Here is a 25,616-nt window from a genome sequence, read left to right as displayed (position 1 = left end):
GCCGGCTGCGTACCGCAAGCGGCTGCAGGAAGCGCTGCAGGCCGCGCGGGAGCTGGAGCGGACGGCTGCGCTGGCCGCCGAGCGGCAGACCGCGGCGGCTGCGCGGGCCGCGGAAGCGGAGGAGCAGCGGAGGCTGCTGCAGGAGCTCGCTGAGCAGGAGCGGGACGGAGAGCGGCGTACGCTGGAGTGGGCGGAACGTTTGATAGCTTTACATAACGATGCGGCAGCAGGCGAGCGCCGTATGGCCTTGCTGGAACAAGCCGCCGCACGGGAAGGCGAACGCGTGCGGGCTCGCTTGAAGGCGGCGGAAGCGGAGGCGATGGCAGCGGCGCTTGCGGCGCATCTGCACGACGGCGGTGCTTGTCCGGTGTGCGGTTCGACCGAGCACCCGAACCCGGCCTCCCATCGCCCGGAGGGCGGTGACGGGACGGCTGCTGCGACTGACGGAGGCGAGGTGTCGCCGGAAGCGCTTGAGGCGTGCCGGCAGGAGCTGCGCGAAGGCCGGTTTCATGCGCGACGACTGCTGGATAAGCTGGAATCGCTGGAGAAGCAATGGGCGCAGCAAGCCGCAGCGGACGGCGTCCCGGCAGCCGAAACGCCGGCGTCGATCCTGAAGCTGCGCGAGGCGGGGCAGGCACGGTTGGAAGCCGCCGCCGCGGTAGCGGAGGAGGCGGAAGTCCGGACAACGGCCGCGTTCGAGCAAGCGCTCGCCGCCCATTCGGATGTAACGCTGGGGCTCGAACGGGAAATCGAGGCGCTGGAACGCAGCTGGCAAACGCTGCTTCAAGACCGGCGGCAATCGGCCAAGCGCCGACAAGAGCTGGAAGCGCGGCTGCAAAGCGTCCAGAGCCTCGTAGACGCCGAGTCGCGCAAAGCGCAGGAATGGACGGATACGCGAAGCCGGCTGCGCGATCAATGGCAAGCCTCTTACGCCGAATGGGAGCCGGAGCAGCTGCCTGAGTTAGCCGGGCAGCTCGAACGCTCGGATGCGGCAGCGGAAGAAATCCGGCAGCGGCTGGCGAAAAGCGTTACGTTCCTCGAGGAACAGCAAGTCCGGCTGGAGCAGCTGCACAAGGAGCTGGCCGACGCCGAGAAACTGGCGGTGAGGACGGCGGCCGAGCAGGAAGCGCTGCAGCGCCAAATCGGCCAGCGGCAGGAACGGCTCTTTGCGCTCGTCGGCGACGGCGACGCGAACAAGCTGACCCTTGAAGCGAATGGCGCGCTGTCGAAGCTGCGAGCCGATGCGGCGACGGCGGCGTCGCTGCGCGATCAAGCGCAGGCCGCGCATCAGTCGGCGGCTTCGCAAGCGGCGGCAGCTGTGCAAGCCGAGCAGTCGGCGGCTGCGCTGGAGCGCGAGACCCAGAGCGAGTGGGAGCAGCAGTCGCTCGCCGCCGGTTTCGCCTCTGCGGCCGAAGTGGAGGACGCGCTGATCGCCGAGGCGCAGCGCGGCGAATGGGCGGCCGAGGTGGAGGCGCACGGCAAGCAGGAGCATCAGCTGGCGGTCCGCCGCCAAGAGCTGGAACAAGCGCTCGCCGGCCGTCACGTCTCGGATGAAGCTTGGGACGCGTTGGAGCAGGAACTGGCGCTTTGCAAAGCCGAGGATGAAGCGGCGCTGCAGACGAGCGCTAAAGCGGAACGTGATTGCGAAGACGTACGGGCGAAGCACGGGCGTTGGCTGGAGCTGGAGCAGAAGCGCGCTGCGCTGCAGGCGGAGCTGACGCTGCTTGGCAAGCTGCAAAGCGTGCTGCGCGGCAATGCCTTCGTCGAATTTTTGGCCGAGGAGCAGCTGATGCATGTCAGCCGGGCGGCGTCGGAGCGGTTAGGTCAGTTGACCCGCCGCAAATACGCCATCGAGGTCGATTCGGGCGGCGGCTTCGTCATCCGCGACGACGCGAACGGCGGTACCAGACGCCCGGTCACGACATTGTCGGGGGGCGAAACGTTCCTGACATCGCTGTCGTTGGCGCTCGCCCTCTCCACCCAAATTCAATTGAAGGGCGAATATCCGCTTGAATTCTTTTTCTTGGATGAAGGCTTCGGGACGCTGGACCCGGAACTGCTCGATGCGGTGGTTACCGCATTAGAGAAATTGCATCTGGATAACTTAACGGTCGGCGTCATCAGTCACGTGCCGGAATTAAGAGCCCGGCTGCCGCGCCGGCTGGTCGTCCAGCCTGCAGAACCGGGGGGCCGTGGAAGCCGTGTGACGCTGGAAACGATGTAGGTGTCGGCACGGCGCATCATCACGCATAAACATACCCGGCCGTGCATAGGTAGAGATATCCATATGGACACGTTATCGGCGTGACATGCTTTCGGCGGCCGGCGGCATGTCACGAGCACAAGGGGGAACGAACGATGGACCGATCAACAGATCAGCCTATGCGAATCAGGAAGCGGGATCAAGCAACATATCGCATGGGGGCAGTCCGGCGAACCGCCGCCAATTTTACGAAATTAGCGCTGTCCGCCTTGCTTGGTATCGGCCTGTTGGTAACCGGATCCGCGCCGGCCTACGCCGATGCGATTTGGGACCGCTGGAAAGCGGCGGATGCCGCCGTTTCGTCCGGTAACCCGGCAGCGGCCGTGCCGCATTGGGAGTTTTTGGCAGACCATTATGTGTCCGCCGGGGACTGGGAAAGCGCAGCGTTGTTCAGCGGCAAGCTGAACCAATATTTTGACGGAATCGGCGATTATGAGAAAGCCATCGCTTACTATGAACGCGAGAATGAGTATTGGCTGAAGGACGGCAAAGACTGGGGCGCGGTCGACCTGCAGCGTGCGGAGCAAATCCGGACGACCGTCGAAGCGTACATATCCACGGCCGACACCGAAGCGCTTCGGCAGCGGGCGCTGCCTGTGAGCGGCAAACTGTCCAAGTTCGAGCCCGAATACGGCATGTATATCGGAATGTATACGGAGCGCGACCCGAAGATGCTGAACTACTACGACCGCTCGGAGTCGTTCTACGGCAAGAAGCATGCGTTATATTTGGCGTATACGCAGGTCGGCAAGCCGTTCCCGAAGCAGTACGCCCAACGTGCGAAGCAGGCCGGTGCCGGACTGCAAATCGCCTGGGAGCCGATGAACGGGCTGGACGCGGTGACCGACGAGGTCGTGCGGGCTTGGGCGCGGGAAGCGAAAGCGGCGGGCATTCCGATTTTTCTCCGTTACGCCAGCGAGATGAACGGCAACTGGGTGCCCTGGCACGGCGATCCGGATACATATATCCGCAATTTCCGGATGGTTCACGACATCATGGAGCAGGAAGCGCCGAACGTGGCGATGGTTTGGAGCCCCGGCGACGTGCCGATGTATTCGATGGATGCGTATTACCCCGGCGACGATTATGTCGATTGGGTAGGGGTCAGCTTGTACAGCGAGCCGTACGAGAACGGCGATCCGAAGCAAGGCAATATGCAGGCGACAAGCCCGGTCGAACGGCTCGATTACTTGTACCGCACATACGCCGAGCGCAAGCCGCTCATGATCAGCGAAACGGCGGTGAGCCATTACGCGAATATTCCGCAAGAGTCTTTCACCGAATATGGCACGCTGAACTTGCAGCGGTTGTACGGGATTATGCCGTATAAGTATCCGAGACTGAAGGCGATCACCTACTTCAACGTCAACCTGGAGATGAAGGAAAGCAAGAACAATTACTTATTGCGCGACAACGACGCCATGTACAGCTTGTACAGGAAGCTGATCGAGCCGCCGTTTTACTTAACGAACATCGAAAACGCGGCAAAACCGCCCAAGCCATCCGGTCAAGTGCCTTTGACCGCTGGCGTCGCGATTTATAAGAGGGCTTTGATTACCCCGTTCGTCAAAATTCCGGATATTTATATCGGTAAAATCGAGTATGCCGTGAACGGCCGGCTCGTACAAACCCAAACCTCCCCGCCTTACGGCATCGAGCTGAAGGCGGGAGATGTGCCGGAAGGCTCTGTGCTGGAGCTCGGGATCTACAATCATGCCGGCAAGAAGGCGGCGACCCGGTCGTTTCCGATCACGTCCGGAATCTCGGTGTCGATCGACGGGAAGGACGTCGACTTCGAGCAGCCCCCCGTCATTCGCGAGGGCAATACGCTTGCGCCGGTTCGCGCCATCTTCGAAGCAATGGGCGCGAAAGTCGACTGGAACGCCGCTGCGAAGACGGCAACGGCGACCAAAGGCGGCACGACCGTCTCGATCGCCATTGGCAGCGGAGAAGCCTACAAGAACGGAAAGCCCGTTAAGCTTGAGATGCCGGCGCAGCTTGTGAACGGAGCCACGTTGGTTCCTGCGCGCTTCGTCGGCGAGGCGTTCGGAGGCGTTGTCGGGTGGGACGGCGAAACAAGGACGGTGACGATCCGGATGGACGGTAAATCGGCAGCCGCCTTCCCCGGCGAAGCGGTGAAAGTAACAGCGGCGTCAGCCGTGTCTACGTTGACGCCGAGTGCTTCGGAACGATCGGCGAACGGCGCGCCGTCCCGAACGGCTGTCTGGTTCGGCTGGTTCAAAGATCAGCTTGGCCGGCTTGCCAACCTGTGGGGCCGTCTGGTTTAAGTACCGGTAAGTCTTTGCCCAAGGCTTCCCCGGCCGGAATCCAACCGGCCAAGGGGAAGCCCGTTTTTCTTTACTCCCACGCTGCTATTCCGAATTGTGCCTCTCTATCGATTTGCGCCGTCCGATACATCGATTAAACGGAAAAAGACTGCTCGCCGGGAGAATCATCTCTCCCGGAAAGCAGTCTTTGTTTCGTTATACCGTCACCGCGGCCAGCTCGTCGATAATGGCTTTGGCCGCTTGTCTCGCGGTGGAGAAGGCGCGCTCGGCCAGCTCCCCTTTTCCTTGACAGCCGTCTCCGCAGAAATGGAACGGAACGCTTTCTAGCCGTGTCGGCAGCAGCCGGTTGCCGGCGATGTTCTTCACGCTGGCAACCATCGCCTTCTTGGAGACGCGCTTGACCTCTGTCGCCTCGCGCCAACCGGGATAATACCGGTCGAACAACGCTTCCATCTGCTGCGTCTTTTTGTCCAAATACGCTTTGCGCTCCGTTTCGTCGGCGAAGGCGTCGTTCAAGTAGGCGATTCCCTGAAGCAGTTGGCCGCCTTCGGGAACGAGCGTATGGTCGGTCGCGGACACGTCGCTGATGAACAGCTTGTTGTCCATGTCGCTGATATAGCTGAACGGACGGGCGACCACTTCCTTCAACCCGACATCGTACACCATTACTTCGGTAGCCGTATTGTTCTCGTACGGCGCCAGGAAGGGCTCCCATGGCGTCCCTTTAAGCAGCTTGCACACCTGCTGGACCGGCATGGCAAATATAATGCGGTCGAACGCCACCTCGCGGTTTTTTGTTTTCAGAATAAACTGCTGGTCGGCATACCGGATGCTCTCGACTCCTTCCTGCAGCGCAATGTCCCAGCGGCGGGACACTTCGATCTTCTGCTTCAGCTGGTTGGTGATGACGGCCCAGCTGCCGAGCACGTAGTTCACCGGCCGGGAGGAGAGGAACAGGTTGTGATAATAGTCGCTAATGACCGGCCCGGGCACTTTGCGGGCCTCTTCCGGCGTAATAAAGAAGTTGGAGCAGACGAGGTGCTCCCACAGCTCCTTGACATCTTCGTCTGCATCCGATTCGGCCAAATAATCGCCCAAGGTCGGGTAGTTCCGCACATTGTGAATATTGGCGATGATCGCCGATATTTCCCCGACGAAACGCACCTTCTGCATCGGGTTCAACAGCTCCGTCCGCAGCAAATTGACGAAGTCGAGCGGAGCGGGGGTCAACTGTCCGTTCTTGGCGTACATGACGTGCCGTTTATCGACCTGCTTGGAGCTGAACGATAAGCCGAGCTCGCGCTCCATCACGCTCAATTTGTGCCGATCGATGCCGTAAATGGCATGTGCGCCGTAGTTCAAAGTAAATCCCGCTTTCTCATAAGTAAAAGCCCGCCCCCCGAGCTGCGGGCTGCGCTCGAACAACACGCCTCGAATTCCGGCTTGCTCCGATAAATAAGCGGCCGCGGTTAATCCCGCCAGTCCGCCTCCGATAATCGCCACTTGCATAAGAAATTCTCCTTTCGGTTCCTCTTCCAGCGTCGCGGTTCGTTCTTCCGCCGTATGCCGTATGCCTTCCCAAACCCAGATCAGCTGCGACCGCATGGCGGCTGGCAAATCGCTGCCGTCGTCCCGCGAACACCACAGCAGCAGCGTGCCGAAGAAGGCGGATACGAGAGCGTTCGTTTTGCCGGGCTCCGGAAGCCAGCGCAGCAGGCTCTGGTACAGCGTCTGCTGCAGCTCCTCCATGGCCGATTTTAGACTGTCGTTCTGGAGCGACAGCGCGATCCAGCTTCGCAGCAAACGCGCAGACGGGGCGACCTGCTCGGCAAGCTCGAGCAGCAGCCGGTTAATATGGTGCTCCAGGGACGGAACTTGAGTCGGTTTCCGTTCCGACCAAGCTTGTATAATCGTGATTAGTTTGCGCGGCAAGTCCAACAATATTTCGTCTTTGCCTTTGAAATAATGGTAGAACGTTCCCTTCGACGTGCGAGTCGCTGCAATAATATCGTCGACGGACACCTGCTCGTATCCGCGTTCGATAAACAGCCGAATGGCGACCTCAAGCAGATGCTCCCGCTTTTTGCGTGTGGCCGCGCGCATGAATCGGCTCATGTACAGGCCTCCTTTGTATTGGACTTGGTTTCAGGAGGAAGGTTATACCGTTATTATATGACAACTTCGCCAAAGTTCCTATACATTTTTAGACTCTGAGTCTAATTTTATGTTCGGACACGCCAACAGCTTGAGAAGCGCGATGCAGCCGTATTTCGGGAAGCTGGAGCAACGGCTTGCAGGACCGAGCGGGACCGTGCTGCAGGAAAGTCGTTATTCTTCCATGCATGGATGGGCAAGGGAGTATCGCGGGTCTGCCGGCGTTACGGCGAGCGGTTGGATTTTTCTTCAAAAATTCGATATGATAGAAGCGATATAAAGTGGATAGGACGGGGGTGTAGGTCATTGGATTGTATTTTTTGCAAAATCGTAGAAGGAACGCTGCCTTCGAAGAAAGTTTATGAGGACGAGCGCGTGCTCGCGTTTCATGACATTAAACCGGAAGCGCCGGTGCATCTGTTGATCATTCCCAAGAAGCATATCCCGACGATGAACGACGCGGCGGCGGAGGATTTGCCGCTGATCGCCGATATGCATCGCGCGGCCCAGCAAATCGCCAAGGAGCAAGGCGTAGCCGAGACCGGCTACCGGCTGATTAACAACTGCAACCCGGACAGCGGGCAGCTCGTCTACCACATTCATTATCACTTGCTGGCAGGCGAAAAGCTGGGGCCATTAAACGGAAAATAAAGCGTGTTTTCTTTGCTCGCAAGACTTTCCGTATATAGGTTGACACCTGTATATTTTTTGGCCTATAATGAAATTTGATGAATGTCTTTTTTCGTCTTGGACGGTCTGTTCGGAGGGAGGGAAAACTGGTGTCAGAAACTCGAGTTCGCAAGAACGAAACGATAGATGCTGCACTTCGCCGCTTTAAGCGTTCCATCGCTAAAGATGGCGTGTTGGCGGAGGTCAAGAAACGTAAGCATTATGAGAAGCCTAGCGTTAAGCGCAAGAAGAAGTCTGAGGCTGCTCGCAAGAGAAAGTTCTAGGGGGCTTAATCGATGAGCTTAAGCGACAGATTGAACGAAGACATGAAGCTCGCGATGAAGAGTCAAGACAAGTTTAAACTCTCCGTAATCCGTATGGTTCGTGCCGCTATCAAGAACATTGAGATAGATCAGCGTAAAACCTTAGAGGAACAAGAAGTTCTTGACGTTTTGAATCGCGAAGTCAAACAGCGCAAAGATTCCCTCCAAGAATTTGAGAAGGCCGGTCGTGAAGATTTGGCCGAAAACCTTCGTGCTGAGATTGCCATATTGATGGAATACATGCCGCAACAGCTTTCCGATGAAGAAGTAAAAGCCATTGTACAGCAGACCATCCAAGAAGTGGGGGCTTCTTCAAAAGCGGATATGGGTAAAGTCATGGGCGCGTTGATGCCGAAGGTGAAAGGACGAGCTGACGGTAAAGTCGTCAATCAGTTCGTTCAACAATTATTAAACTAACGACCCGGAGAAACACTCCAGTATTGGAGTGTTTCTTTTTTTTAACCTGAAAGGGTATCTTCGAACGAATAATGCGTATCGGACGAATCAAATGCCGAACATTTGCGTATTACTTTCCGATAGGGCATATTTCATCCTGATCGAAGGAGGCTAGCCTATGTACGCAGCAGCCGATAAAACCAGCGAACCGTGCTTCATCCGCAGGTTGATCCTATGGCTTGCGCTTGTGGCAGGCGTCGCGTTCGTATGCTTGCTGCCGGGTGCGCACGCCGCGTCCGTACCGCAAGCTCCGTCCGCACCGCCGCTTGCCGCCCCGGTTGTCGTCATTCCGGTGGATCGGACGATCGAAAGCGGGCTTGAACGGTTTATGCAAAGAGCGTTTGCCGAGGCGCAAGAGCTTGGCGCCATGCACATCATTCTGGACATCGATACGCTCGGAGGAAGCGTGGAATCGGCCGAGCATATCGGGCAGCTCGTGAAAGAAAGTCCGATACCGACAATCGCTTACGTGCGGGGGAAAGCGATTTCGGCCGGCGCGTATATCGCATTGAATGCGAACCGCATCGCCATGGAGCCCGGCAGTTCCATGGGAGCGGCCGCCGTAGTGGACGGGACCGGCAGCGAGATCGAGAACGTGAAGGTCGTCTCGTATTGGTCGGGGCAGATGAAGGCCGCCGCGGAGCTGCGCGGCCGCAATACGCAAGTCGCCGAGGCGATGGTGGATAAACAGGTCGGGCTTTCGCTGCCGGAGCTTGGACGCGAAGTACCGAAAGGGCAAATTTTGACGCTTACGGCGGGAGAGGCCGTGAAGGTCGGTTATGCCGAGACGATGGCCGCCGACGTGCAGGAAGTGGTGCGCTTTATCGGCGGCGCGGATCATCCGCTCGTCACGATTGAAGCAAGCGCTGCGGAGCAGGTGGCGCGTTTTGTGACGCTCCCCTGGGTGTCCGTGCTGCTGTTGTTGGTCGGCATCGCCGGGATCGCCATCGAAATGCTTGTAGCAGGCTTCGGCATCGCAGGCGTGCTGGGTATTTTAGGGTTTGGACTTTACTTTTTCGGGCATTATATCGCTGGATTTGCGGGGGTGGAAGACGTGGCGCTGTTTATTGCCGGCATATTCCTGCTTATACTGGAAATTTTCGTGTCCAGCTTCGGCATTCTCGGCTTCCTTGGAGCGGTTTGTCTATTCAGCGGCGTCGTGCTGTCGGCCTATAACATGAAGCTGGCGGCGCTGAATCTGGGCATCGCGTTCCTCGGGGCCGTCGTCGTTGTAGCGATTGTCGTGAAAATCTTCCAGCACCGCGGCGTTTGGAACCGGTTCATCTTGCGCGATAAGCTGACGACCGAAGAAGGCTACGTTTCCGTCGTTACCCGGCGCGAGCTGGTCGGCAAGACCGGCACGTCGGTTACGCCGCTTCGGCCTGCGGGGACGGCCGTCTTCGATGAAGAGCGGCTCGACGTCGTCGCCGATGGTGAATTTATACCCGCCAACCGGACGGTGACAATTACGTTCGTCGAAGGATCGCGTATCGTTGTGAAGGAAGTAAAACAATAAGGAGGCGTTGTGTTTCATGGATACGAGTTTGATTTCGGTTTTATTTTTAGCGGTTGTGGTCATTATTGCGCTGTCGGTGTTTTTCACGTTTGTGCCGGTCATGTTGTGGATTTCCGCGTTGGCGTCCGGAGTGAGGATCGGCATTATCACGCTGGTCGCGATGCGCCTGCGCCGCGTCTTGCCAAGCCGCATCGTCAATCCGATGATCAAAGCGACGAAGGCGGGAATAGAGTTGACGATCAACCAGCTGGAAAGTCACTTTCTGGCGGGCGGTAACGTCGATCGCGTCGTCAATGCGCTGATTGCCGCACACCGCGCGAACATTCATCTTGAGTTCGAACGCGCGGCGGCGATTGATCTGGCCGGACGGGACGTGCTGCAGGCCGTGCAAATGAGCGTCAATCCGCGCGTTATCGAGACGCCTACCGTATCGGCCGTGTCGAAGGACGGGATTGAAGTAAAGGTTATCGCCAGAGTGACGGTACGCGCCAATATCGAGCGGTTAGTCGGGGGCGCCGGGGAAGAGACGATCATCGCCCGTGTCGGCGAAGGCATTGTCACGACGGTCGGCTCCAGCGGCTCGCATAAGGACGTGCTGGAAAATCCCGACTTGATTTCACGCACCGTGCTTGGCAAAGGATTGGACGCCGGTACGGCATTCGAGATTTTATCCATTGATATTGCGGACGTCGACGTGGGCAAAAATATCGGCGCCAACCTTCAAACGGAGCAAGCGGAAGCCGACAAGCGCATCGCCCAAGCGAAGGCGGAGGAGCGGCGCGCGATGGCTGTCGCGCAGGAGCAGGAAATGAAAGCGAAGGTCGTCGAGATGAAGGCCAAGGTGGTCGAAGCCGAATCCGAAGTGCCGCTTGCGATGGCCGAAGCGCTTCGCGAAGGCAAGCTTGGCGTCATGGATTATATGAACTTGAAAAATATCGATGCGGATACGCAAATGCGCTCCAGTCTCGGCAAAATGAACAACAACCCCGGCCAACAGGGCGAGGACGCGTGAAGCGGGAGCGACGCGCGGTAAAGGCGGTGAATAACCCGTGAACATCATCGGTTTTTTATTGGAAAATTGGATCGTTGTGGCGATTGTTTTCTTCGTCTTCAGCTCGTTGTTCAAACAGATGAAGCAAGGAAACCCTGCTAAGCCGCAATCGCCCGGCAAGCCGGTTTCAAGCATGCCGCCCTTCGGGGGCGGAGGTTCCGGCTGGCCGAAAGGTTCGGACGCCCGGCCGATGCGCAAGGCGGCTCCTGGGCAGCCGCAGGCGGCTTCTGCGGAGCGTGCAGACACGCGCGGACACGCGAACAAGCCGCCCGTCATTCGCGAGTCTGCGGAGCGCCAGGCCGCAGCTGAAGACCCGTACGCGGCTCAGCGCGAGCAGCGGGAGCGCCCGCTAGCCGTGGGCCGCGGCTTGGGCGAACGCGTCACCGGCGGGGCGGGAGCCGCCGAGCCGGCTTCAGCGCCCGGTCCGCTGCGCCCGGAAGACGCGGCGCTCGGCGTCCTCTGGGCGGAAATTCTTGGCCCGCCGCGCGCTAAGCGTCCTTATCGGCGTTAGCGGAACCGGCTTACATCTAACCGCCGCAAGCGATGAAGGTTGTCCTTCATCGCTTGCGGCGGTTTTTGGCGTTGGCGCAGTTCAAGCCTCCTGCGCGAAACTGCGCATCCCCGGTTCCGCGGGCAGGCTTCCTAGCTATATTTCGGCCTGGATTTCGGCCGGGTCATTTTACTCTTTTTCCCGGCCCGACGTCATAATTTCGATTCCCCGGCATATCGTGTAAATAGCCCGTGATCTTCCGCTATTTTGCAAAGCGCCCGCTACCGGAGGAGGTTAAGTATGCGCAGTCTGACTCACAAAATCAATCAATTTACGGCAAAACTGCTCGACCTGCCTCAGGACGTCGCTATGGACCTGCCCCGCATTACGATGATCGGGAATATGCAGCTTTATATCGAAAATCATCGGGGCGTCCTTCACTTCTCCAGCGATTCTTTGAAATTGGCCTTGGCGAAAGGAAAACTTGAAGTGGACGGCTCCGATCTGGTGATTCGCGCGATCCTGCCTGATGAAGTGATGATTGAAGGGAAAATCCGAGATATCAAATATATGTCCTAGAGCCGGAAAGGGGATGAGAGTCTTGAAAGCTTCGTTAATTTACCGTCTGCGCGGCTTTGTTCATCTGGAGGTCACCGGAGGCAAGTTGGAGCATTTGGTTAACCGCTTATCACAGAAAAGGATGTCCGTCTGGGACATCCGTTATTTGGACAAGGAGCGGATTTCGTTATATGTCACCGTGCCCGATTTTTTTCGGCTTCGTCCGCTCTTGAAAGAGACAGGCTCCCTGATTCGCATCAAGGAAAAACGCGGCTTTCCGTTTTGGCTGGACAAGCTCGAGAGGCGCAAATTTTTCGCCATCGGGCTGCTCGGCTTCGTCATCGGCATTTATTTGCTTTCCCAGCTCGTCTTGCAGGTTCGCGTGGAGGGCAACGAGACGATTCAAACCGAACAAATTTTGCAGGCGGCCAAGCAGCAGGGGGTGTACCGGCTGCAGTGGAAGTTTAAGCTGAAGGAGCCTTCCGAGCTGTCCCGGGCGATGCAGAGTCAGCTGCCGGCCGCCGCTTGGATCGGCGTTGAGGTGCGCGGTACGCATGTCGTGATCAAGGTCGTCGAAGCGACGATTCCGGAGAAGCCGCCGCTGATGAATCCGCGGCATCTGGTGGCCTCGAAGCATGCGCTTGTGACGGAGATTTTTGCTGAAAAGGGACGTCCCGCCGTTAAGCCGAATACGTATGTGCGCAAAGGAGACATCCTCATATCCGGCATGATCGGCGACGAGCTCCATCAGCAAACGGTCGTAGCTTCCGGCACCGTCAAAGGTGTGGTCTGGTACAAACCGACGGTCGAAGTGCCGCTCGTGCGTCAATATAAAGTTTACACGGGCGAAAGTAAACAACGCTCTTACTTGGTCCTCGGCAGCCGCGGGGTGCAGGTGTCCGGGTACGGTAAAGTGCCGTTCGGGCAGACGGAAACGATTCAGGAACGCAAAACGCTCAGTTGGCGCTCCTACACACTGCCGATCGGATGGCTCAGCGAGAAGGTGATGGAAGTGGAGCTTCAGGAGCAGCCGATCGATCCGAAGGAGGCGTCGAGCGTCGGATTGACGGAGGCGAAAGCACAAATATTGTCTGCCGCGGGCGGGGGCGCAAGGGTCGTTTCCGAAAAAATTTTGCATGAGAAGGCGGAGAATGGTAAAGTTTATATGGAAGTGCTTTTGGAAGTCGAGGAGTCAATTGCGGTTGAACAACCGATTGTGCCTTAATTTCATATGACGAACGGTTATCGTTGAAGGAGAACTGGATGGAACAAGCGACAACGGTGAAAGTATCTTTGAAAAATCCGTCCGAGGGCCAGGCGCTTTTCGGGCCGCAGGATAAGTTTCTGCACTTGATTGAACGGGAAGTGCAGGCGTCCATTTTTACGCGCGAAGCGGAGATCGTCATTCAAGGCGCGAGCGCCGAAACCGCGCGTCTCGAGCATTTATTTGCGGTACTGCTCGAGTTGATCCGAAACCAGTACGTGCTGACCGAGCGCGACGTGATTTATGCTTTGGATTTGTCCAAAGAGATGAAGGCCGATCAGCTGCTGGATCTGTTCAAGGGCGAAATCGCCGTTACGCACAAAGGCAAGCCGATTCGTGTGAAGACGATCGGGCAAAAGCAGTATGTAAACGAAATCAAGAAGAAGGATATCGTCTTCGGGATCGGACCTGCGGGGACGGGCAAAACCTATATCGCCGTCGTTCTCGCCGTAGCCGCGCTGAAAGAGGGCAAAGTGAAGCGGATCGTGCTGACGCGCCCTGCCGTCGAGGCGGGAGAAAGTCTCGGTTTCCTGCCGGGCGACCTTCAGGAAAAAGTTGACCCTTATTTGCGCCCGTTGTATGATGCTCTTAACGACGTGCTGGGTCCCGAGCAGGTGCTGAAGTCGCTGGAGCGCGGATTGATCGAAATCGCGCCGCTCGCCTACATGCGGGGGAGAACGCTTGACGATTCTTTTATTATATTGGACGAGGCGCAGAATACGACTCCGGAACAGATGAAAATGTTTCTGACGAGGCTCGGCTTCGGGTCGAAGATGGTCATTACCGGCGACGTCACCCAGATCGACCTGCCGCGCGGCAAGTCTTCGGGTCTTGTGGAAGCGAAACGGATCCTGGGCCGGATCGAAGAGCTCGGATTTATTACCTTCGCCGAACAGGATGTCGTTCGACACTCGCTCGTGCAAAAAATCATCGTAGCCTATAATGAAGACAAAGAAGGCTGAGAAAGGGCTGACCTTTCATCATGAGCAATCGCGTTTCCATTCGGGGCAAATACCAATATCGGCTTGCCGGCTGGAGATATAGCGCCATCGTGCGCTTTCTTCTGTTTTTGGCGCTAGCCGTCTTTTTTTACTTTGCGCTTTTGCACCGTGTTGTCCCGCAAACCTACGATATCACGCTGAACGCCGTCGCCGAGAAAGACATTCTGGCGCCGCGCGCCATATTGAATGAAGTAGCCACGGAGAAGGCCAAGGAAGAGGCGGCTGCGAAAGTGCAGCCTGTTTACAAAATCGTTTCGTTGAAAAACGAGATGGCGCTTGAAGCCGTCTTCGAGAAGCTGCAGCAAATTAATGCCGACGCGGACGTGTCCACAGCCGATAAAGTGAACATTTACAAAACGGTCATTCCGCAGCTTATTCAAGACCACCTGTACCGTCAGCTGAAGCAGTTTCAGGACAGCGGGCAGTACAGTCCCGAATTGCTGGCCGAGATGCGCCAGGATTTCGACGAGCAGCAGTACCGGATTCCAGAGGAAGCGTTTTATAAAATTCCGCGGCTGAGCAAGGATGATTTACTCCAAATGCAGCCGGTCGCCAAAGAAATCGTATCACGGCTGATGACGGATCAGCTGCTGGAGGCGCAGCCGGGCCGGGCGAAAGTGGCGGAGCTGGTTAACGCCTCGACCTTGTCGAAGAACAACGCGAGGGAGATTGTGCAGGAGCTGGTGCGGGCAGCGCTGACGCCGAACAAGTTCTACGATCAGAAAGGTACGGAAGAAGCGAAAGGCCACGCCCGGGACAATGTGAAGCCAATTTTTATCAACAAGAACGAGGTGCTCGTGGCCAAGGGTGATAAAATTACCGAAGACGTCTATCAGCGGCTGGCTGCGCTGGAGCTGTTGAAAGACGATCGCTCGTATTGGCCTCATCTCGGTCTGTTTATTTTCGTTTCCTTATGCGGACTTGCGCTGTATATGTACGTCCGGCAAAGCGCGCTGCCGATCAAGTATAACAACGTGCAGCTGTTAATGCTCGTGCTCATTTTATTTTTGACGGTTACGTTTATGAAAGTGTTCTCGATGATGCAGAACCTCGACTACCCGATGATCGGGTATTTGGCACCGACAGCCATGGGAGCGATGCTGATCACGATTTTGTTAAACCCGCAGCTGGCGTTTATCGCAACCGTGCTGTTCAGCGTGATGGCGAGCATCATTTTCAACTCCGACCACGTGCAAACGTTCGACTTCCGCTACGGCTTGCTGACATTCTCCACGTCGTTCGCCGCGATTTTCTCGATTCAGCGGGCGAGCCAGCGCTCGTCGATTCTCAAGGCGGGCATGATGGTTTCGGTGTTCGCGGTGGCGCTTGTTGCCGCCTTGCTGTTGTTCGAGGAGCAGGAGTCCAAACGCGCCGCCATCTTCGCGGCCTCGTTCGCCCTTGGCAGCGGGCTGCTGACCGCCGTATTCGTCATCGGCTTGCTCCCGTTCTTCGAAGTGGCGTTCGGCATTCTGTCGCCGTTGAAGCTCGTCGAGCTGTCCAATCCGAACCATCCGCTGCTGCGCAAGCTGCTGACGGAGACCCCGGGGACGTATCATCACAGCGTGATGGTCGGCAATTTGTCGGAGGCCGCCGCGGAAGCGATCGGCGCGGACGGCTTGCTGTGCCGGGTCGGATCGTACTATCACGATATCGGCAAGACGAAAAGACCGAGCTATTTTATCGAGAATCAAACGAATATCGAAAATCCGCATGACAAAATCGATCCGGCGCTCAGCAAGTCCATTATCGTGGCTCATGCCCGCGACGGGTCCGAAATGTTGAAGGATGTTAATATTCCCAAGCCGATTCGCGATATCGCCGAGCAGCATCACGGCACGACGCTGCTTCAGTTTTTTTACCACAAAGCGAAGAAACTAGCCGAAGAGCGGGGCGAAGAACCGCCGGAGGAGAAGGACTACCGCTACCCGGGACCGAATGCGCAGACGAAGGAAGCGGCGATTGTCGGCATCGCCGACTGCGTCGAGGCGGCTGTCCGCTCGCTGCGGAATCCGACCGTGGAGCAAATCGATTCGATGGTTCGCAAGATTATCAAGAGCCGATTGGACGACGGTCAATTCAATGAATGCGATTTGACGATTAAAGAGCTCGATCAAATTGCGAGAACGTTGAACGAGACGCTGCTCGGTATTTTTCACTCCAGAATCGAATATCCGGCCGACGTTCAAGTGACGCGGGCAGATCCAAAAGCTCGTAAAGACAAAGACAAGGCTGCGGACGAGAATAAAGCGGACGAGAATAAAAAAGAGGTGGACCCATGAGTTTGAGATTATCGTTTAGCAATGAGCAAGACCATATCGAGATTAGCCCGGAGCTGGTCCGGAAGCTGGAAGAGCTGCTGCGGCTGGCCGGGAAGGCCGAGCAGGTATCGGACGGCGAAGTGACGTTAACGTTCGTCGACGATGCGGCGATTCAAGCGCTGAATAAACAGTACCGCGGACTGGATAAGCCGACGGACGTTCTCTCCTTCTCGATGCTCGAGATGGGCGAGGATGAGATTGAGATCGTGTACGGCGACGAGGAGTACGACGAAGAGGAATTCGAATTCATCGGCAACGGTGCGGATTCGGACGCCGATGAAGACGATGCTTCGGACGAAGGGGACGACGAGGAAGAAGGCTTCGAGGAGCCGATCGGAGACGTCATTATTTCCGTACAAAAGGCTGTGGCGCAAGCCGAAGAGTACGGCCATTCCGTCGATCGGGAGCTAGGGTTCCTGTTCGTGCACGGCTTCCTCCATTTGCTCGGGTACGACCATCAGGACGAAGGGGCAGAGAAGCAAATGTTTGCGAAGCAGGAAGCGATCTTGCAGCAGGCGGGCTTGACCCGGTGAGACAGCCGGTCAAATGGCAGCGCAGCTTCCGGTACGCGTACGAAGGCGTCAAATATGCGCTCTCCACCCAGCGCAACATGAAATTTCATTTCACGCTAGCGTTTCTGGCCTTGGTGCTTGCCTTGCTTTTCGGTCTTTCCAAAACGGACGTCTTGTTCATTCTGCTTGCGGTGACGCTCGTTATCGTGACGGAACTCATCAATACCGCCATTGAGAAGTCGGTCGATCTGGCGATGCCGGACATCCATCCGCTCGCCAAAATCGCCAAAGACGTAGCGGCAGCCGCGGTATTGGTGACTGCGGCTTTTGCCGTTGTTACGGGCATGGTCGTGTTCTACGATCCGATCGACCGGCTGCTGCGGACCGGTCGCGCCATGGAAGGCCATGCGCTGACCGCAGGCGCGGTATGGATTTTGCTATCATTGGTTATTCTGACGGTAATCGTCATTCAGACGCGGTTCACGGAGAAGGGCACCTGGGTGAAGCCGAGCTTGCTCAGCGCGGTAGCCTTCGCCGTTGCGACGCTGATTGCATACCGCATCGAGGATACGCTCGCATCGCTGCTAGGTTTTTTTCTCGCTATCGTGCTCTCGCTCGTGTTATATGATAAACGGCGGAGATCTTTCGCCTCGCAGCTGCTGGGAGCCTTGATAGGCAGCCTCATCACGTTGCTTTGCTTTTATTTATACACGATTTTCTAATCAAAGAAGGATGTGACCGCATGCAACGCTCGGAATTGATCGAATGGGCCAAGCAAGTGCGGGAGCGGGCTTACGTGCCGTACTCCCGCTTTAAAGTAGGCAGCGCATTGCTCGATTCATCAGGCCGCGTTCATCTCGGCTGCAACGTGGAGAATGCGGCGTACGGGCCGACCAACTGCGCCGAACGAACGGCGCTGCATCGCGCGATCGCGGACGGGGAAGCGCCGCGTACGTTTCAGGCCATTGCGGTCGTCGGCGATACGCCGCATCCGGTTTCTCCTTGCGGCGTTTGCCGTCAAGTGCTCGTGGAGCTATGCGCTCCGGATATGCCGGTGTATTTGGCGAATTTGCGCGGAGACGTCACGGAGACGACCGTATCGGCGCTGCTGCCCGGGGCATTCACATCTCAAGATCTGGACGGAGGAACAGACAACTGATGTCAAACTCTTCAAAGAACGACACCAAGAAAGCGCCTTTTAAATCCGGCTTCGTGGCCATTATAGGCCGGCCGAACGTGGGCAAATCAACGTTGATGAATCAAGTGATCGGCCAAAAAATCGCGATCATGTCGGATAAGCCGCAAACGACGCGCAACAAAATTCATGGCGTATATACGACCGATGAAGCGCAAATCGTCTTTCTCGATACGCCGGGTATACATAAACCGACATCGAAACTCGGCGATTATATGATGAAATCCGCTCAAAGCGCACTCAGCGAAGTGGAGGCCGTGCTGTTTCTGATCGACGTTGTCGAAGGGCTCGGCGGCGGCGACCGGTTCATTATCGAGCAGCTACGTAACGTCAAGACGCCGGTCATCCTGGTCATGAACAAAATCGACCAGGTGCATCCCGAGCAGCTGCTGCCGGTAATTACAACGTACAAGGAGCTGTACCCGTTCGCTGAAATCGTGCCGATCTCGGCGAAGAACGGCAACAACGTGAACACGCTTCTCGAGCAGGTGATCAAATATTTGCCGGAAGGACCTCAGTATTATCCGGCGGATCAAGTGACGGATCACCCGGAGCAATTCGTTTGCGCGGAGCTGATCCGGGAGAAATTATTGCATCTGACGCGCGAAGAAATTCCGCATTCCATCGCGGTGTCCATTGAAGATATGCGAGTGCAGGAGAACGGTCTCGTCCGCATTTCGGCCGTCATCTATGTGGAACGGGATTCGCAAAAGGGCATCATCATCGGCAAGAGCGGCGCATTGTTGAAGGAAGTCGGCAAACAGGCGCGCGCCGATATCGAGGCGCTGCTCGGCTCCAAGACGTTCCTCGAGCTGTGGGTGAAGGTGAAGAAAGACTGGAGAAACCACGACCGCGTGCTGAAGGATCTCGGTTTTAGGCACGAATAAGACGGAATTTGTTTCAGTAGTACAAAGGCAGGGTAATGGAGAGCATACATGCCAGTATTTGTTCAGCATACTTCGATGCGATTCGTATCATCCTATTCCTATAAACAGGTATTGTAGTCATGTCACACTGGGGAGGATGTACCATGAGAGATTTTTCGTGGAAGTATTTTTCGATGACTGGAGATGTGGATGCCTACCTGCTTTATAAAGAGATGAATGTCCAAGACGGAGAGGAACCGGAACCGGAGGAAGAAGCGGGGCTGGAAGCCTCCGACTGGCTTCAGTAAGTAATACGCGCGAGGCTTAGGAGCAGGGAGAGACTGCCGATGCAGTATAGGCTGCAGGGAATCGTCATTCGCAGCATGGATTATGGGGAAGGCAATAAAATTATTACGCTGTTTACTCGGGAACAAGGAAAAATGAGTATTGTCGCCCGAGGCGCCAAAAAAGTAAAAAGCCGATTCGGCTCGACCGTCCAGCTTTTTACGCTGGGCGATTTTTCATTTTTCAAATCGGGTCAGCTCGGAACGCTGAATCACGCCGAGATCGTGGAGGCGTTCCACAAGTTGCGCGAAGATTTGCATCTGGCGGCTAACGCGTCGTACCTGGCGGAGCTGACTGACCGGATGCTGGGCGATCAGGAAGGACAACCTTACTTATTCGAGCAATTGAAAGGGAGCTTTCATGCGCTGCTTGAAGGCAAGGATATGCAGATTGTCGTCCACTTATACGAAATGAAAATGATGATGCACGCCGGTTATATGCCTGAGCTGGAACAGTGCGTCATCTGCGGCAGTAAAGGGGAAGCGGTTTCGTTCAGCGTCGGGCTCGGCGGCATCTTATGCGAGACTTGCCGGCTGCGCGATCCGCAGGCGATTGCTTTAACGCCCGGAGCATTGAAGCTGCTGCGGATCTTTGTTCAAACCGACGTCAGGAGGCTCGGGCAGATTGACGTGAAGCCGCAGACGAAAGCATTGTTGAAACAAATATTGCGCGCTTACTTCGACACGCACGCAGGCTTGCGCTTGAAATCGCGTGATTTTTTAGATCAAATGGATCGCTATGAAATATAGATGAAAAAATTGACATAATTTTCGTGCAATGTTATTATAATATGATGCATCCATGGAATTCTCGTTACAGAGTCTGCTTACTAGGCTTTGGTTAGCGAGATTTTTTGTTTGTCCCATCATGAAACATTACCGTGTATAGGCTCGTAGTAAGAGTAGGTCATGCCAGAACTTTACCAAGGGGGACGAGGCCGAGATGGTAACCATGCTTAAGCCGGTCATATTCGTTGCTTCCGATTCGGCCGGAGATACGGGGGAAGCGGTCGTACGCGCGGCCGCCGTTCAATTCGATCCGTTGCAAGTAGAAATAAGACGGGTGCCTTTCCTGCAGGAAATAACGGATATCGATCGAATGATCCGAACCGTGGTGGAACGCAACGGGGCGATCGTCTTTACGCTCGTTATTCCCGAGCTGCGGGATTACTTGATCGAGGAAGCTGAACGCGCCGGCATCGTATACATCGATGTGCTCGGACCGGTCATTCGCACACTGGAGCATACGCTTAAACAGGAAGCAAGGCATTTGCCGGGAATGATCCACAAGCTGGACGAAGATTACTTCAAGAAGGTGGAAGCGATCGAGTTTGCCGTCAAATACGACGACGGCCGCGATTTCAGCGGCGTGCTGCAGGCCGACATCGTGCTGGTCGGCGTGTCGCGGACTTCCAAGACACCGCTGTCCATGTATTTGGCCCACAAAAAATTCAAGGTCGCGAATGTGCCGCTGGTACCGGAAATTGCACCGCCCGATCAATTGTTCACCGTATCCTCCAAGAAGATTGTAGGCTTGCGGATCGACCCCGAGAAGCTGAACGTGATTCGCACCGAGCGGTTGAAGACGTTAGGGCTGCCCGGCAACGCCACTTACGCGAACACCGCGCGCATTCATAAAGAGCTGGAGTTTGCTGACGCGGTCATGAAACGAATCGGATGCGCGGTCATCGACGTGTCCAACAAAGCCGTCGAGGAGACGGCCAGCATCATCATCGATATATTCCGTTCCAGGTAGTCTGTTTCTTTTGGATATAAGCAGGATTTTTTGTAATTTCATCGTATATAATATTACGGTAGTGCGATTGTAAAAACATTCACATATCTGAATTAATCCCCGTGGTGGTCTCTCATGACGTATAAAATAATAGTGGATGCGGACGCTTGCCCGGTCAAAGCCGAAATCCGCAACGCCGCTTCACGGTTTGACGTTCAAGTGGTCATGGTCGCCTCGTTCGATCACCGGCTGCAGCCGGAAGACGGCGTCGAAATCGTTCAAGTGGATCGTTCCGATCAATCGGTCGATCTTTATATCGTGAATCGAATTCAGGCAGGAGACGTTCTCGTTACCCAGGACTTCGGTCTTGCGGCTCTTGCGCTCGGGAAGAAGGCGTTCGCCCTATCCAACCGGGGGCAGCTGTTCAACGATCGTACGATGGATTTTTTGCTGGAACGCCGCCACGAGCAAGCCAAGCTGCGGCGCGGAGGGAAGCATACGAAAGGGCCCAGAGCGTTTACGAATCAGGATCGTGATGAATTTCTACAATCTTTGACAAAACTTTTATCCCGTTTGCAGGAGAATCGCCTAAAGTAGCGAATAGTATTACGTGTTAATTGGATTGAAGGTGGATAGGATGAGTAACGGACGCATTCCCGATCATGTCATCGACGCCGTCCTGAAGGCTCACGATATTGTCGAAGTCGTCGGCAAGTACGTGCATTTGACGAAACAAGGGCATTATCTGAAAGGCCTGTGTCCTTTTCACTCCGAGAAGACGCCGTCGTTCACCGTTACGCCGGAGAAGCAAATTTACCATTGCTACGGCTGCGGCGCAGGCGGGCAAGTGATTCGTTTCGTCGCCGAAATCGAAGGTTTATCCTTCGGTCAAGCGGTTAGGAAATTAGCGGAGGAAGCGAATCTGCAGGTCGGTCTTGGGGCGTCTCATACCGGGACGGAAACGAAAGAGAGCAAGGAGCGGGCTAAGCTTCTCGAAGCGTACGAGCTGGCCGACAAGCTGTACCAGTACATTCTCCACAATACGGAGCAGGGAAAAGCGGCTAAACAGTATTTGATGGGACGAGGGATTACAGGTAAGCTGATGGAGACATTCGGCATCGGCTACGCGCCATCCAGATGGGATACGCTCGTTAATCTGCTGGACAAGAAGCAATTTCCGCTGCCGCTCATGGAACAAGGCGGTTTGATTTCGGCGAAACAGGATGGCACCGGTTACGTCGACAAATTTCGAGATCGCGTGATGTTCCCGATCCGCGATTGGAAAGGGCAGACGATCGCATTCGGCGGAAGGTTGATGGGGGACGGACAGCCCAAATATTTAAACAGCCCGGAATCGATGCTGTTCCATAAGAGCCGTACCTTGTACAACTTGCACGCATCGAGACCCCAAATACGCAAAATGCAGGAGATTGTCCTGTTCGAAGGGTACATGGACGTCATTCGTTCCTGGGATGCGGGAGTCACGAACGGAGTCGCCACGATGGGAACGGCTCTGACGCCGGAACACGCCGAAGCGATTCGCAGGCTTGCGGAACGGGTAACGGTTGCATACGACGGCGATAATGCCGGACAATCGGCCGCCTACAAGAGCATTCCGCTCTTAGAGAACGCCGGGTGCCAGGTGAAGATCGCGGTAATCCCGGGGGGCATGGATCCGGACGAATATATTGCCAATCACGGTTCTGAACGATTCGTACGCGAGGTTATCGAGACCGCCGTACCGTCGATCAAATATAAACTTCTTTATTTTCGCAAAAACTATAGGATGCAGGAGGATGGGGAGAGGCTACGATATATACAGCAGGCGCTCCGATTGATTGCGGGGCTCACATCACCGATTGAGAGGGAGCACTACGTGAAGGATTTAACTTCCGAGTTCCGGTATTCCTATGACTCCGCGATGCAGACGCTTAATGAGATCAGGCTGCAGACGGAAAAAAACAGCCGATCCGGGGATAATAAACCCAATCCGTGGAATAATGGTATGAATGACGGAAAGCCTCGTGAACAGACCCCTTCAATGATCCCTGCCTATCAATTTGCAGAGCGACAATTGCTTGCCGTAATGATGCTGGACCGGGACGTTTCCCAGTATGTCGAGCGTCGTTTGGGGGACGAGTTCAATATGGAGGCTCATGCGGCCATCGCCGCCTACTTGTACGCCTACTATGCGCAAGGATACGAACCGAATGCAAGCATGTTCATCGGGATGCTCCAGGATGACAAGCTCGAGAGCTTGGCAAGCTCTTTGACCTTAATAGATAATCGCAACGGTGTGAACGAAGCCGTGATTGACGATTACATTCGCGAAATTAAGAAGTATCCGCTTCTGCAGCAATTGGAGCGTAAGAGAGAAGAAATTAAACAAGCGGAACGAATGGGAGATATTCCAAGAGCTCTGCAGCTGGGCAGTGAAATTATATCCTTGGAAAAGCAATTGAAATCATCCTGATGCTTAAGCGCGCTTAGGGGAGTTCCAAGGAGGAGGGAGTTGGATTATGGCGAACGATCAACGCACGGAAATAGAGACAGAGTTGACGTTGGAGCAAGTGAAAGAACAACTGATCGAACAGGGCAAGAAGCGCTCGGTTATTACGTACAAAGAGATAATGGAAAAGCTGGCGCCTTTCGATCAAGATCCGGAGCAGATCGACGAATTTTTCGAGCAGCTCCAAGAAATGGGCATCGACGTCGGCAACGAGTCGGATGAAGACCATGACATGAATCCGCATGATAATGAGCACGACGATTTCCACTTTGACGACGATCTATCTTTGCCTCCGGGCATTAAGATCAACGATCCGGTGCGGATGTACTTGAAGGAAATCGGCCGTGTTCCTCTGCTTTCCGCAGAAGATGAAGTCGATTTGGCGAAACGGATCGAGCTTGGCGACGAAGAAGCGAAGCGCCGTCTGGCCGAAGCCAATTTGCGTCTCGTTGTCAGCATTGCCAAACGATATGTCGGACGCGGCATGCTGTTCCTTGATTTAATCCAGGAAGGCAATATGGGCTTGATTAAAGCCGTTGAGAAGTTCGACCATACGAAGGGATACAAATTCAGTACGTATGCGACATGGTGGATTCGCCAGGCGATTACGCGAGCGATTGCGGACCAGGCGCGGACGATTCGGATACCGGTACATATGGTAGAGACCATCAACAAGCTGATCCGGGTATCCCGACAACTGCTGCAAGAGCTCGGGCGCGAACCCACACCGGAAGAAATCGCCAAAGAGATGGATCTCAGTACCGATAAAGTGCGCGAAATTATGAAAATCGCTCAAGAGCCGGTTTCATTGGAAACGCCGATCGGTGAGGAAGACGATTCACATTTGGGGGATTTCATCGAGGACCAGGAGGCGCTGGCACCTGCGGATGCCGCCGCTTACGAACTGCTGAAGGAACAGCTTGAGGACGTGCTCGACACGTTGACGGAACGGGAAGAAAACGTTCTTCGCTTGCGCTTCGGACTGGATGACGGCCGCACAAGAACGCTGGAGGAAGTCGGTAAAGTATTCGGCGTTACGCGCGAGCGGATTCGCCAAATCGAAGCCAAGGCGCTCCGTAAGCTTCGGCACCCAAGCCGCAGCAAGCGGCTGAAGGATTTCTTGGAATAAACGAAACGGTCATGCGTTCGGATCTATGTTGGACCTTCTGCGAGTGCCTCGCAGCAAGGTCTAATTTTTTATGTCCCCGCCGCCGATAATGAAATAGGAAAGAAGTATGCCGGGCCTTGGGGGAGAAGGACGCTTATGGACGAAAAAAAGAAAATGCTCATTCGCGAAATCGAACACTGGCGGCGCAGCCGACTGTTACCGGAGCAGTATTGCGATTTTTTACTTAACATTTATTTGGATAACGATGCAGCGAAGCCCGATACCGGGAGCGGATTTTTGGGGCTTTCGTCATCGCAAATAAGAAACAGCAATTGGGAAATATGGATGATCAATTTAATCATAGCGGCCGCTTTATCCTTTTCTGCTCTTAATTTTAACGCTTTTGAATTACCAATGCAAATGGGGGTCGCATTGGCCGTTTTGACCGCCTGTTATGTGTGGGGAGGGCTCAAGCGGGCCAAGGAACCGATGGCGGCGCAAATACTGCTGGGCATGGCTTCGCTGTTCCTGCTGTTTATCGGGGTTTATATGATGAAGCTTCACGGCATCGAGGAGCCGGTGCTTGTCGTCGGATATGTGTTTATCACCAGTCTAATATGGATGATCACCGGGCTATTGGCACGGCTGGCGCTGTTCCAGTTGTGCGGATGGGTCAGTCTCGTTTTTTGTTACGGTTGGCTGCTTCATCATCAGCTTGATGCGATCAACTGGTTTACGCTGGAAATTAGCTGGGTGCCGCTTGGGATATTGTTCTGCTGGCTGTCCTGGTTGATCCACGAGAGAAGCCGTCAAATCGGGCTCGTCTTCTTCTTGCTGGGCCTCATCGTTTGGTACATGCCGGAATTGTATGGTATGCTTTATGCCGAGAAGTACGGCGAACAAGCGCTGCAATGGCTGCTGCTAAGCAAAATGTGTATGCAAGCGGCGATCTTGTTCGTTTGGCGAAAAAAATGGACCGTCTGGGTCATGGGGTAA

25 protein-coding genes are annotated in these 25,616 nt (G+C 55.4%); 24 read left to right on the top strand and 1 reads right to left on the bottom strand.

The window, feature by feature from the left end:
- Nucleotides 1-319 precede the first annotated feature (319 nt).
- Nucleotides 320-2,224, top strand: a complete 1,905-nt coding sequence (locus FKP33_RS01450; protein WP_141333789.1) for an SbcC/MukB-like Walker B domain-containing protein — start codon at nt 320-322, stop codon at nt 2,222-2,224.
- Nucleotides 2,225-2,358: 134 nt separating this feature from the next.
- On the top strand, nt 2,359-4,551 hold the full coding sequence (locus FKP33_RS01445; protein ID WP_141333785.1) for a stalk domain-containing protein: 2,193 nt from the start codon (nt 2,359-2,361) through the stop codon (nt 4,549-4,551).
- A 195-nt stretch (nt 4,552-4,746) separates the two neighbouring features.
- Here the strand turns inward: FKP33_RS01445 and FKP33_RS01440 are convergent, their stop codons facing one another.
- Nucleotides 4,747-6,666, bottom strand: coding sequence for an FAD-dependent oxidoreductase (locus FKP33_RS01440; protein ID WP_141333784.1), 1,920 nt, complete (start codon nt 6,664-6,666; stop codon nt 4,747-4,749).
- A 109-nt stretch (nt 6,667-6,775) separates the two neighbouring features.
- Between FKP33_RS01440 and FKP33_RS01435 the strand changes: the two genes are divergently transcribed.
- From FKP33_RS01435 to FKP33_RS01330, 22 genes are all read left to right on the top strand, one after another.
- Entirely contained in the window at nt 6,776-6,985 is a 210-nt protein-coding gene (locus FKP33_RS01435) for a hypothetical protein (RefSeq protein ID WP_127610688.1), read from the top strand.
- Nucleotides 6,986-7,011: 26 nt separating this feature from the next.
- Nucleotides 7,012-7,356, top strand: coding sequence for a histidine triad nucleotide-binding protein (locus FKP33_RS01430; protein ID WP_054798584.1), 345 nt, complete (start codon nt 7,012-7,014; stop codon nt 7,354-7,356).
- Nucleotides 7,357-7,484: 128 nt separating this feature from the next.
- Nucleotides 7,485-7,658, top strand: a complete 174-nt coding sequence (rpsU, locus tag FKP33_RS01425; protein WP_010491812.1) for a 30S ribosomal protein S21 — start codon at nt 7,485-7,487, stop codon at nt 7,656-7,658.
- A gap of 12 nt (nt 7,659-7,670) precedes the next feature.
- Entirely contained in the window at nt 7,671-8,114 is a 444-nt protein-coding gene (locus FKP33_RS01420; protein WP_054798583.1) for a GatB/YqeY domain-containing protein, read from the top strand.
- Nucleotides 8,115-8,271: 157 nt separating this feature from the next.
- The gene (locus FKP33_RS01415) at nt 8,272-9,669 is read left to right on the top strand and encodes an NfeD family protein (RefSeq protein WP_141333783.1); all 1,398 of its coding nucleotides are present in this window, start codon (nt 8,272-8,274) and stop codon (nt 9,667-9,669) included.
- Between the two features lie 16 nt (nt 9,670-9,685).
- Nucleotides 9,686-10,681 (top strand): flotillin-like protein FloA, encoded by a 996-nt coding sequence (gene floA / locus FKP33_RS01410; protein WP_127610808.1) that lies wholly within the window; start codon nt 9,686-9,688, stop codon nt 10,679-10,681.
- A gap of 37 nt (nt 10,682-10,718) precedes the next feature.
- Nucleotides 10,719-11,231 carry a hypothetical protein gene (locus tag FKP33_RS01405; RefSeq protein ID WP_141333782.1) on the top strand — a complete coding sequence of 171 codons (513 nt, stop codon included), beginning with the start codon at nt 10,719-10,721 and terminating at the stop codon, nt 11,229-11,231.
- 279 nt (nt 11,232-11,510) lie between these two features.
- Nucleotides 11,511-11,789: a sporulation protein YqfC gene (yqfC, locus tag FKP33_RS01400; RefSeq protein WP_054797344.1), complete on the top strand. Its 279-nt coding sequence runs from the start codon at nt 11,511-11,513 to the stop codon at nt 11,787-11,789.
- A gap of 13 nt (nt 11,790-11,802) precedes the next feature.
- The gene (gene yqfD / locus FKP33_RS01395; RefSeq protein WP_306439325.1) at nt 11,803-12,993 is read left to right on the top strand and encodes a sporulation protein YqfD; all 1,191 of its coding nucleotides are present in this window, start codon (nt 11,803-11,805) and stop codon (nt 12,991-12,993) included.
- Between the two features lie 38 nt (nt 12,994-13,031).
- A complete protein-coding gene (locus tag FKP33_RS01390; protein ID WP_127608493.1) occupies nt 13,032-13,994 on the top strand; it encodes a PhoH family protein in 963 nt (320 codons plus the stop codon).
- Nucleotides 13,995-14,014: 20 nt separating this feature from the next.
- Nucleotides 14,015-16,312 carry an HD family phosphohydrolase gene (locus FKP33_RS01385; protein WP_127608494.1) on the top strand — a complete coding sequence of 766 codons (2,298 nt, stop codon included), beginning with the start codon at nt 14,015-14,017 and terminating at the stop codon, nt 16,310-16,312.
- Complete coding sequence (gene ybeY / locus FKP33_RS01380) at nt 16,309-16,884, top strand: rRNA maturation RNase YbeY (protein WP_054797345.1); 576 nt, start codon at nt 16,309-16,311, stop codon at nt 16,882-16,884. The genes FKP33_RS01385 and ybeY overlap by 4 nt, the downstream gene beginning before the upstream one ends.
- Nucleotides 16,881-17,585 (top strand): diacylglycerol kinase, encoded by a 705-nt coding sequence (locus tag FKP33_RS01375; RefSeq protein ID WP_127608495.1) that lies wholly within the window; start codon nt 16,881-16,883, stop codon nt 17,583-17,585. The genes ybeY and FKP33_RS01375 overlap by 4 nt, the downstream gene beginning before the upstream one ends.
- A gap of 20 nt (nt 17,586-17,605) precedes the next feature.
- Nucleotides 17,606-18,022, top strand: a complete 417-nt coding sequence (locus tag FKP33_RS01370) for a cytidine deaminase (protein ID WP_054797346.1) — start codon at nt 17,606-17,608, stop codon at nt 18,020-18,022.
- Nucleotides 18,022-18,945 (top strand): GTPase Era, encoded by a 924-nt coding sequence (gene era, locus FKP33_RS01365; protein WP_127608496.1) that lies wholly within the window; start codon nt 18,022-18,024, stop codon nt 18,943-18,945. Before FKP33_RS01370 ends, era begins: the two co-directional genes overlap by 1 nt.
- Before the next feature lie 143 nt (nt 18,946-19,088).
- On the top strand, nt 19,089-19,232 hold the full coding sequence (locus tag FKP33_RS01360) for a YqzL family protein (RefSeq protein WP_127608497.1): 144 nt from the start codon (nt 19,089-19,091) through the stop codon (nt 19,230-19,232).
- 39 nt (nt 19,233-19,271) lie between these two features.
- A complete protein-coding gene (recO, locus tag FKP33_RS01355; protein ID WP_127608498.1) occupies nt 19,272-20,018 on the top strand; it encodes a DNA repair protein RecO in 747 nt (248 codons plus the stop codon).
- 193 nt (nt 20,019-20,211) lie between these two features.
- Entirely contained in the window at nt 20,212-21,024 is an 813-nt protein-coding gene (locus tag FKP33_RS01350; RefSeq protein ID WP_127608499.1) for a pyruvate, water dikinase regulatory protein, read from the top strand.
- 114 nt (nt 21,025-21,138) lie between these two features.
- A complete protein-coding gene (locus tag FKP33_RS01345) occupies nt 21,139-21,600 on the top strand; it encodes a YaiI/YqxD family protein (RefSeq protein ID WP_127608500.1) in 462 nt (153 codons plus the stop codon).
- A gap of 40 nt (nt 21,601-21,640) precedes the next feature.
- Nucleotides 21,641-23,476 carry a DNA primase gene (gene dnaG, locus FKP33_RS01340; RefSeq protein WP_141333781.1) on the top strand — a complete coding sequence of 612 codons (1,836 nt, stop codon included), beginning with the start codon at nt 21,641-21,643 and terminating at the stop codon, nt 23,474-23,476.
- Nucleotides 23,477-23,522: 46 nt separating this feature from the next.
- A complete protein-coding gene (gene rpoD / locus FKP33_RS01335; RefSeq protein ID WP_054797348.1) occupies nt 23,523-24,641 on the top strand; it encodes an RNA polymerase sigma factor RpoD in 1,119 nt (372 codons plus the stop codon).
- Nucleotides 24,642-24,776: 135 nt separating this feature from the next.
- Nucleotides 24,777-25,616 (top strand): hypothetical protein, encoded by an 840-nt coding sequence (locus FKP33_RS01330; RefSeq protein ID WP_141333780.1) that lies wholly within the window; start codon nt 24,777-24,779, stop codon nt 25,614-25,616.

It is taken from the genome of Paenibacillus sp. tmac-D7, assembly GCF_006519665.1.
Lineage (GTDB): Bacteria > Bacillota > Bacilli > Paenibacillales > NBRC-103111 > Paenibacillus_G > Paenibacillus_G validus.
This window is presented reverse-complemented; position numbering and strand designations above follow the sequence as displayed.

What these genes read in the sequence shown, in the direction of transcription:
- FKP33_RS01450 (WP_141333789.1), top strand. Translation starts at nt 320, where the DNA reads ATGGCAGCGGCGCTTGCGGCGCATCTGCACGACGGCGGTGCTTGTCCG.
- FKP33_RS01445 (WP_141333785.1), top strand. Translation starts at nt 2,359, where the DNA reads ATGGACCGATCAACAGATCAGCCTATGCGAATCAGGAAGCGGGATCAA.
- FKP33_RS01440 (WP_141333784.1), bottom strand. Translation starts at nt 6,666, where the DNA reads ATGAGCCGATTCATGCGCGCGGCCACACGCAAAAAGCGGGAGCATCTG.
- FKP33_RS01435 (WP_127610688.1), top strand. Translation starts at nt 6,776, where the DNA reads ATGTTCGGACACGCCAACAGCTTGAGAAGCGCGATGCAGCCGTATTTC.
- FKP33_RS01420 (WP_054798583.1), top strand. Translation starts at nt 7,671, where the DNA reads ATGAGCTTAAGCGACAGATTGAACGAAGACATGAAGCTCGCGATGAAG.
- FKP33_RS01415 (WP_141333783.1), top strand. Translation starts at nt 8,272, where the DNA reads ATGTACGCAGCAGCCGATAAAACCAGCGAACCGTGCTTCATCCGCAGG.
- floA (WP_127610808.1), top strand. Translation starts at nt 9,686, where the DNA reads ATGGATACGAGTTTGATTTCGGTTTTATTTTTAGCGGTTGTGGTCATT.
- yqfC (WP_054797344.1), top strand. Translation starts at nt 11,511, where the DNA reads ATGCGCAGTCTGACTCACAAAATCAATCAATTTACGGCAAAACTGCTC.
- yqfD (WP_306439325.1), top strand. Translation starts at nt 11,803, where the DNA reads ATGAGAGTCTTGAAAGCTTCGTTAATTTACCGTCTGCGCGGCTTTGTT.
- FKP33_RS01390 (WP_127608493.1), top strand. Translation starts at nt 13,032, where the DNA reads ATGGAACAAGCGACAACGGTGAAAGTATCTTTGAAAAATCCGTCCGAG.
- FKP33_RS01385 (WP_127608494.1), top strand. Translation starts at nt 14,015, where the DNA reads ATGAGCAATCGCGTTTCCATTCGGGGCAAATACCAATATCGGCTTGCC.
- ybeY (WP_054797345.1), top strand. Translation starts at nt 16,309, where the DNA reads ATGAGTTTGAGATTATCGTTTAGCAATGAGCAAGACCATATCGAGATT.
- FKP33_RS01370 (WP_054797346.1), top strand. Translation starts at nt 17,606, where the DNA reads ATGCAACGCTCGGAATTGATCGAATGGGCCAAGCAAGTGCGGGAGCGG.
- era (WP_127608496.1), top strand. Translation starts at nt 18,022, where the DNA reads ATGTCAAACTCTTCAAAGAACGACACCAAGAAAGCGCCTTTTAAATCC.
- FKP33_RS01360 (WP_127608497.1), top strand. Translation starts at nt 19,089, where the DNA reads ATGAGAGATTTTTCGTGGAAGTATTTTTCGATGACTGGAGATGTGGAT.
- recO (WP_127608498.1), top strand. Translation starts at nt 19,272, where the DNA reads ATGCAGTATAGGCTGCAGGGAATCGTCATTCGCAGCATGGATTATGGG.
- FKP33_RS01350 (WP_127608499.1), top strand. Translation starts at nt 20,212, where the DNA reads ATGGTAACCATGCTTAAGCCGGTCATATTCGTTGCTTCCGATTCGGCC.
- FKP33_RS01345 (WP_127608500.1), top strand. Translation starts at nt 21,139, where the DNA reads ATGACGTATAAAATAATAGTGGATGCGGACGCTTGCCCGGTCAAAGCC.
- dnaG (WP_141333781.1), top strand. Translation starts at nt 21,641, where the DNA reads ATGAGTAACGGACGCATTCCCGATCATGTCATCGACGCCGTCCTGAAG.
- rpoD (WP_054797348.1), top strand. Translation starts at nt 23,523, where the DNA reads ATGGCGAACGATCAACGCACGGAAATAGAGACAGAGTTGACGTTGGAG.
- FKP33_RS01330 (WP_141333780.1), top strand. Translation starts at nt 24,777, where the DNA reads ATGGACGAAAAAAAGAAAATGCTCATTCGCGAAATCGAACACTGGCGG.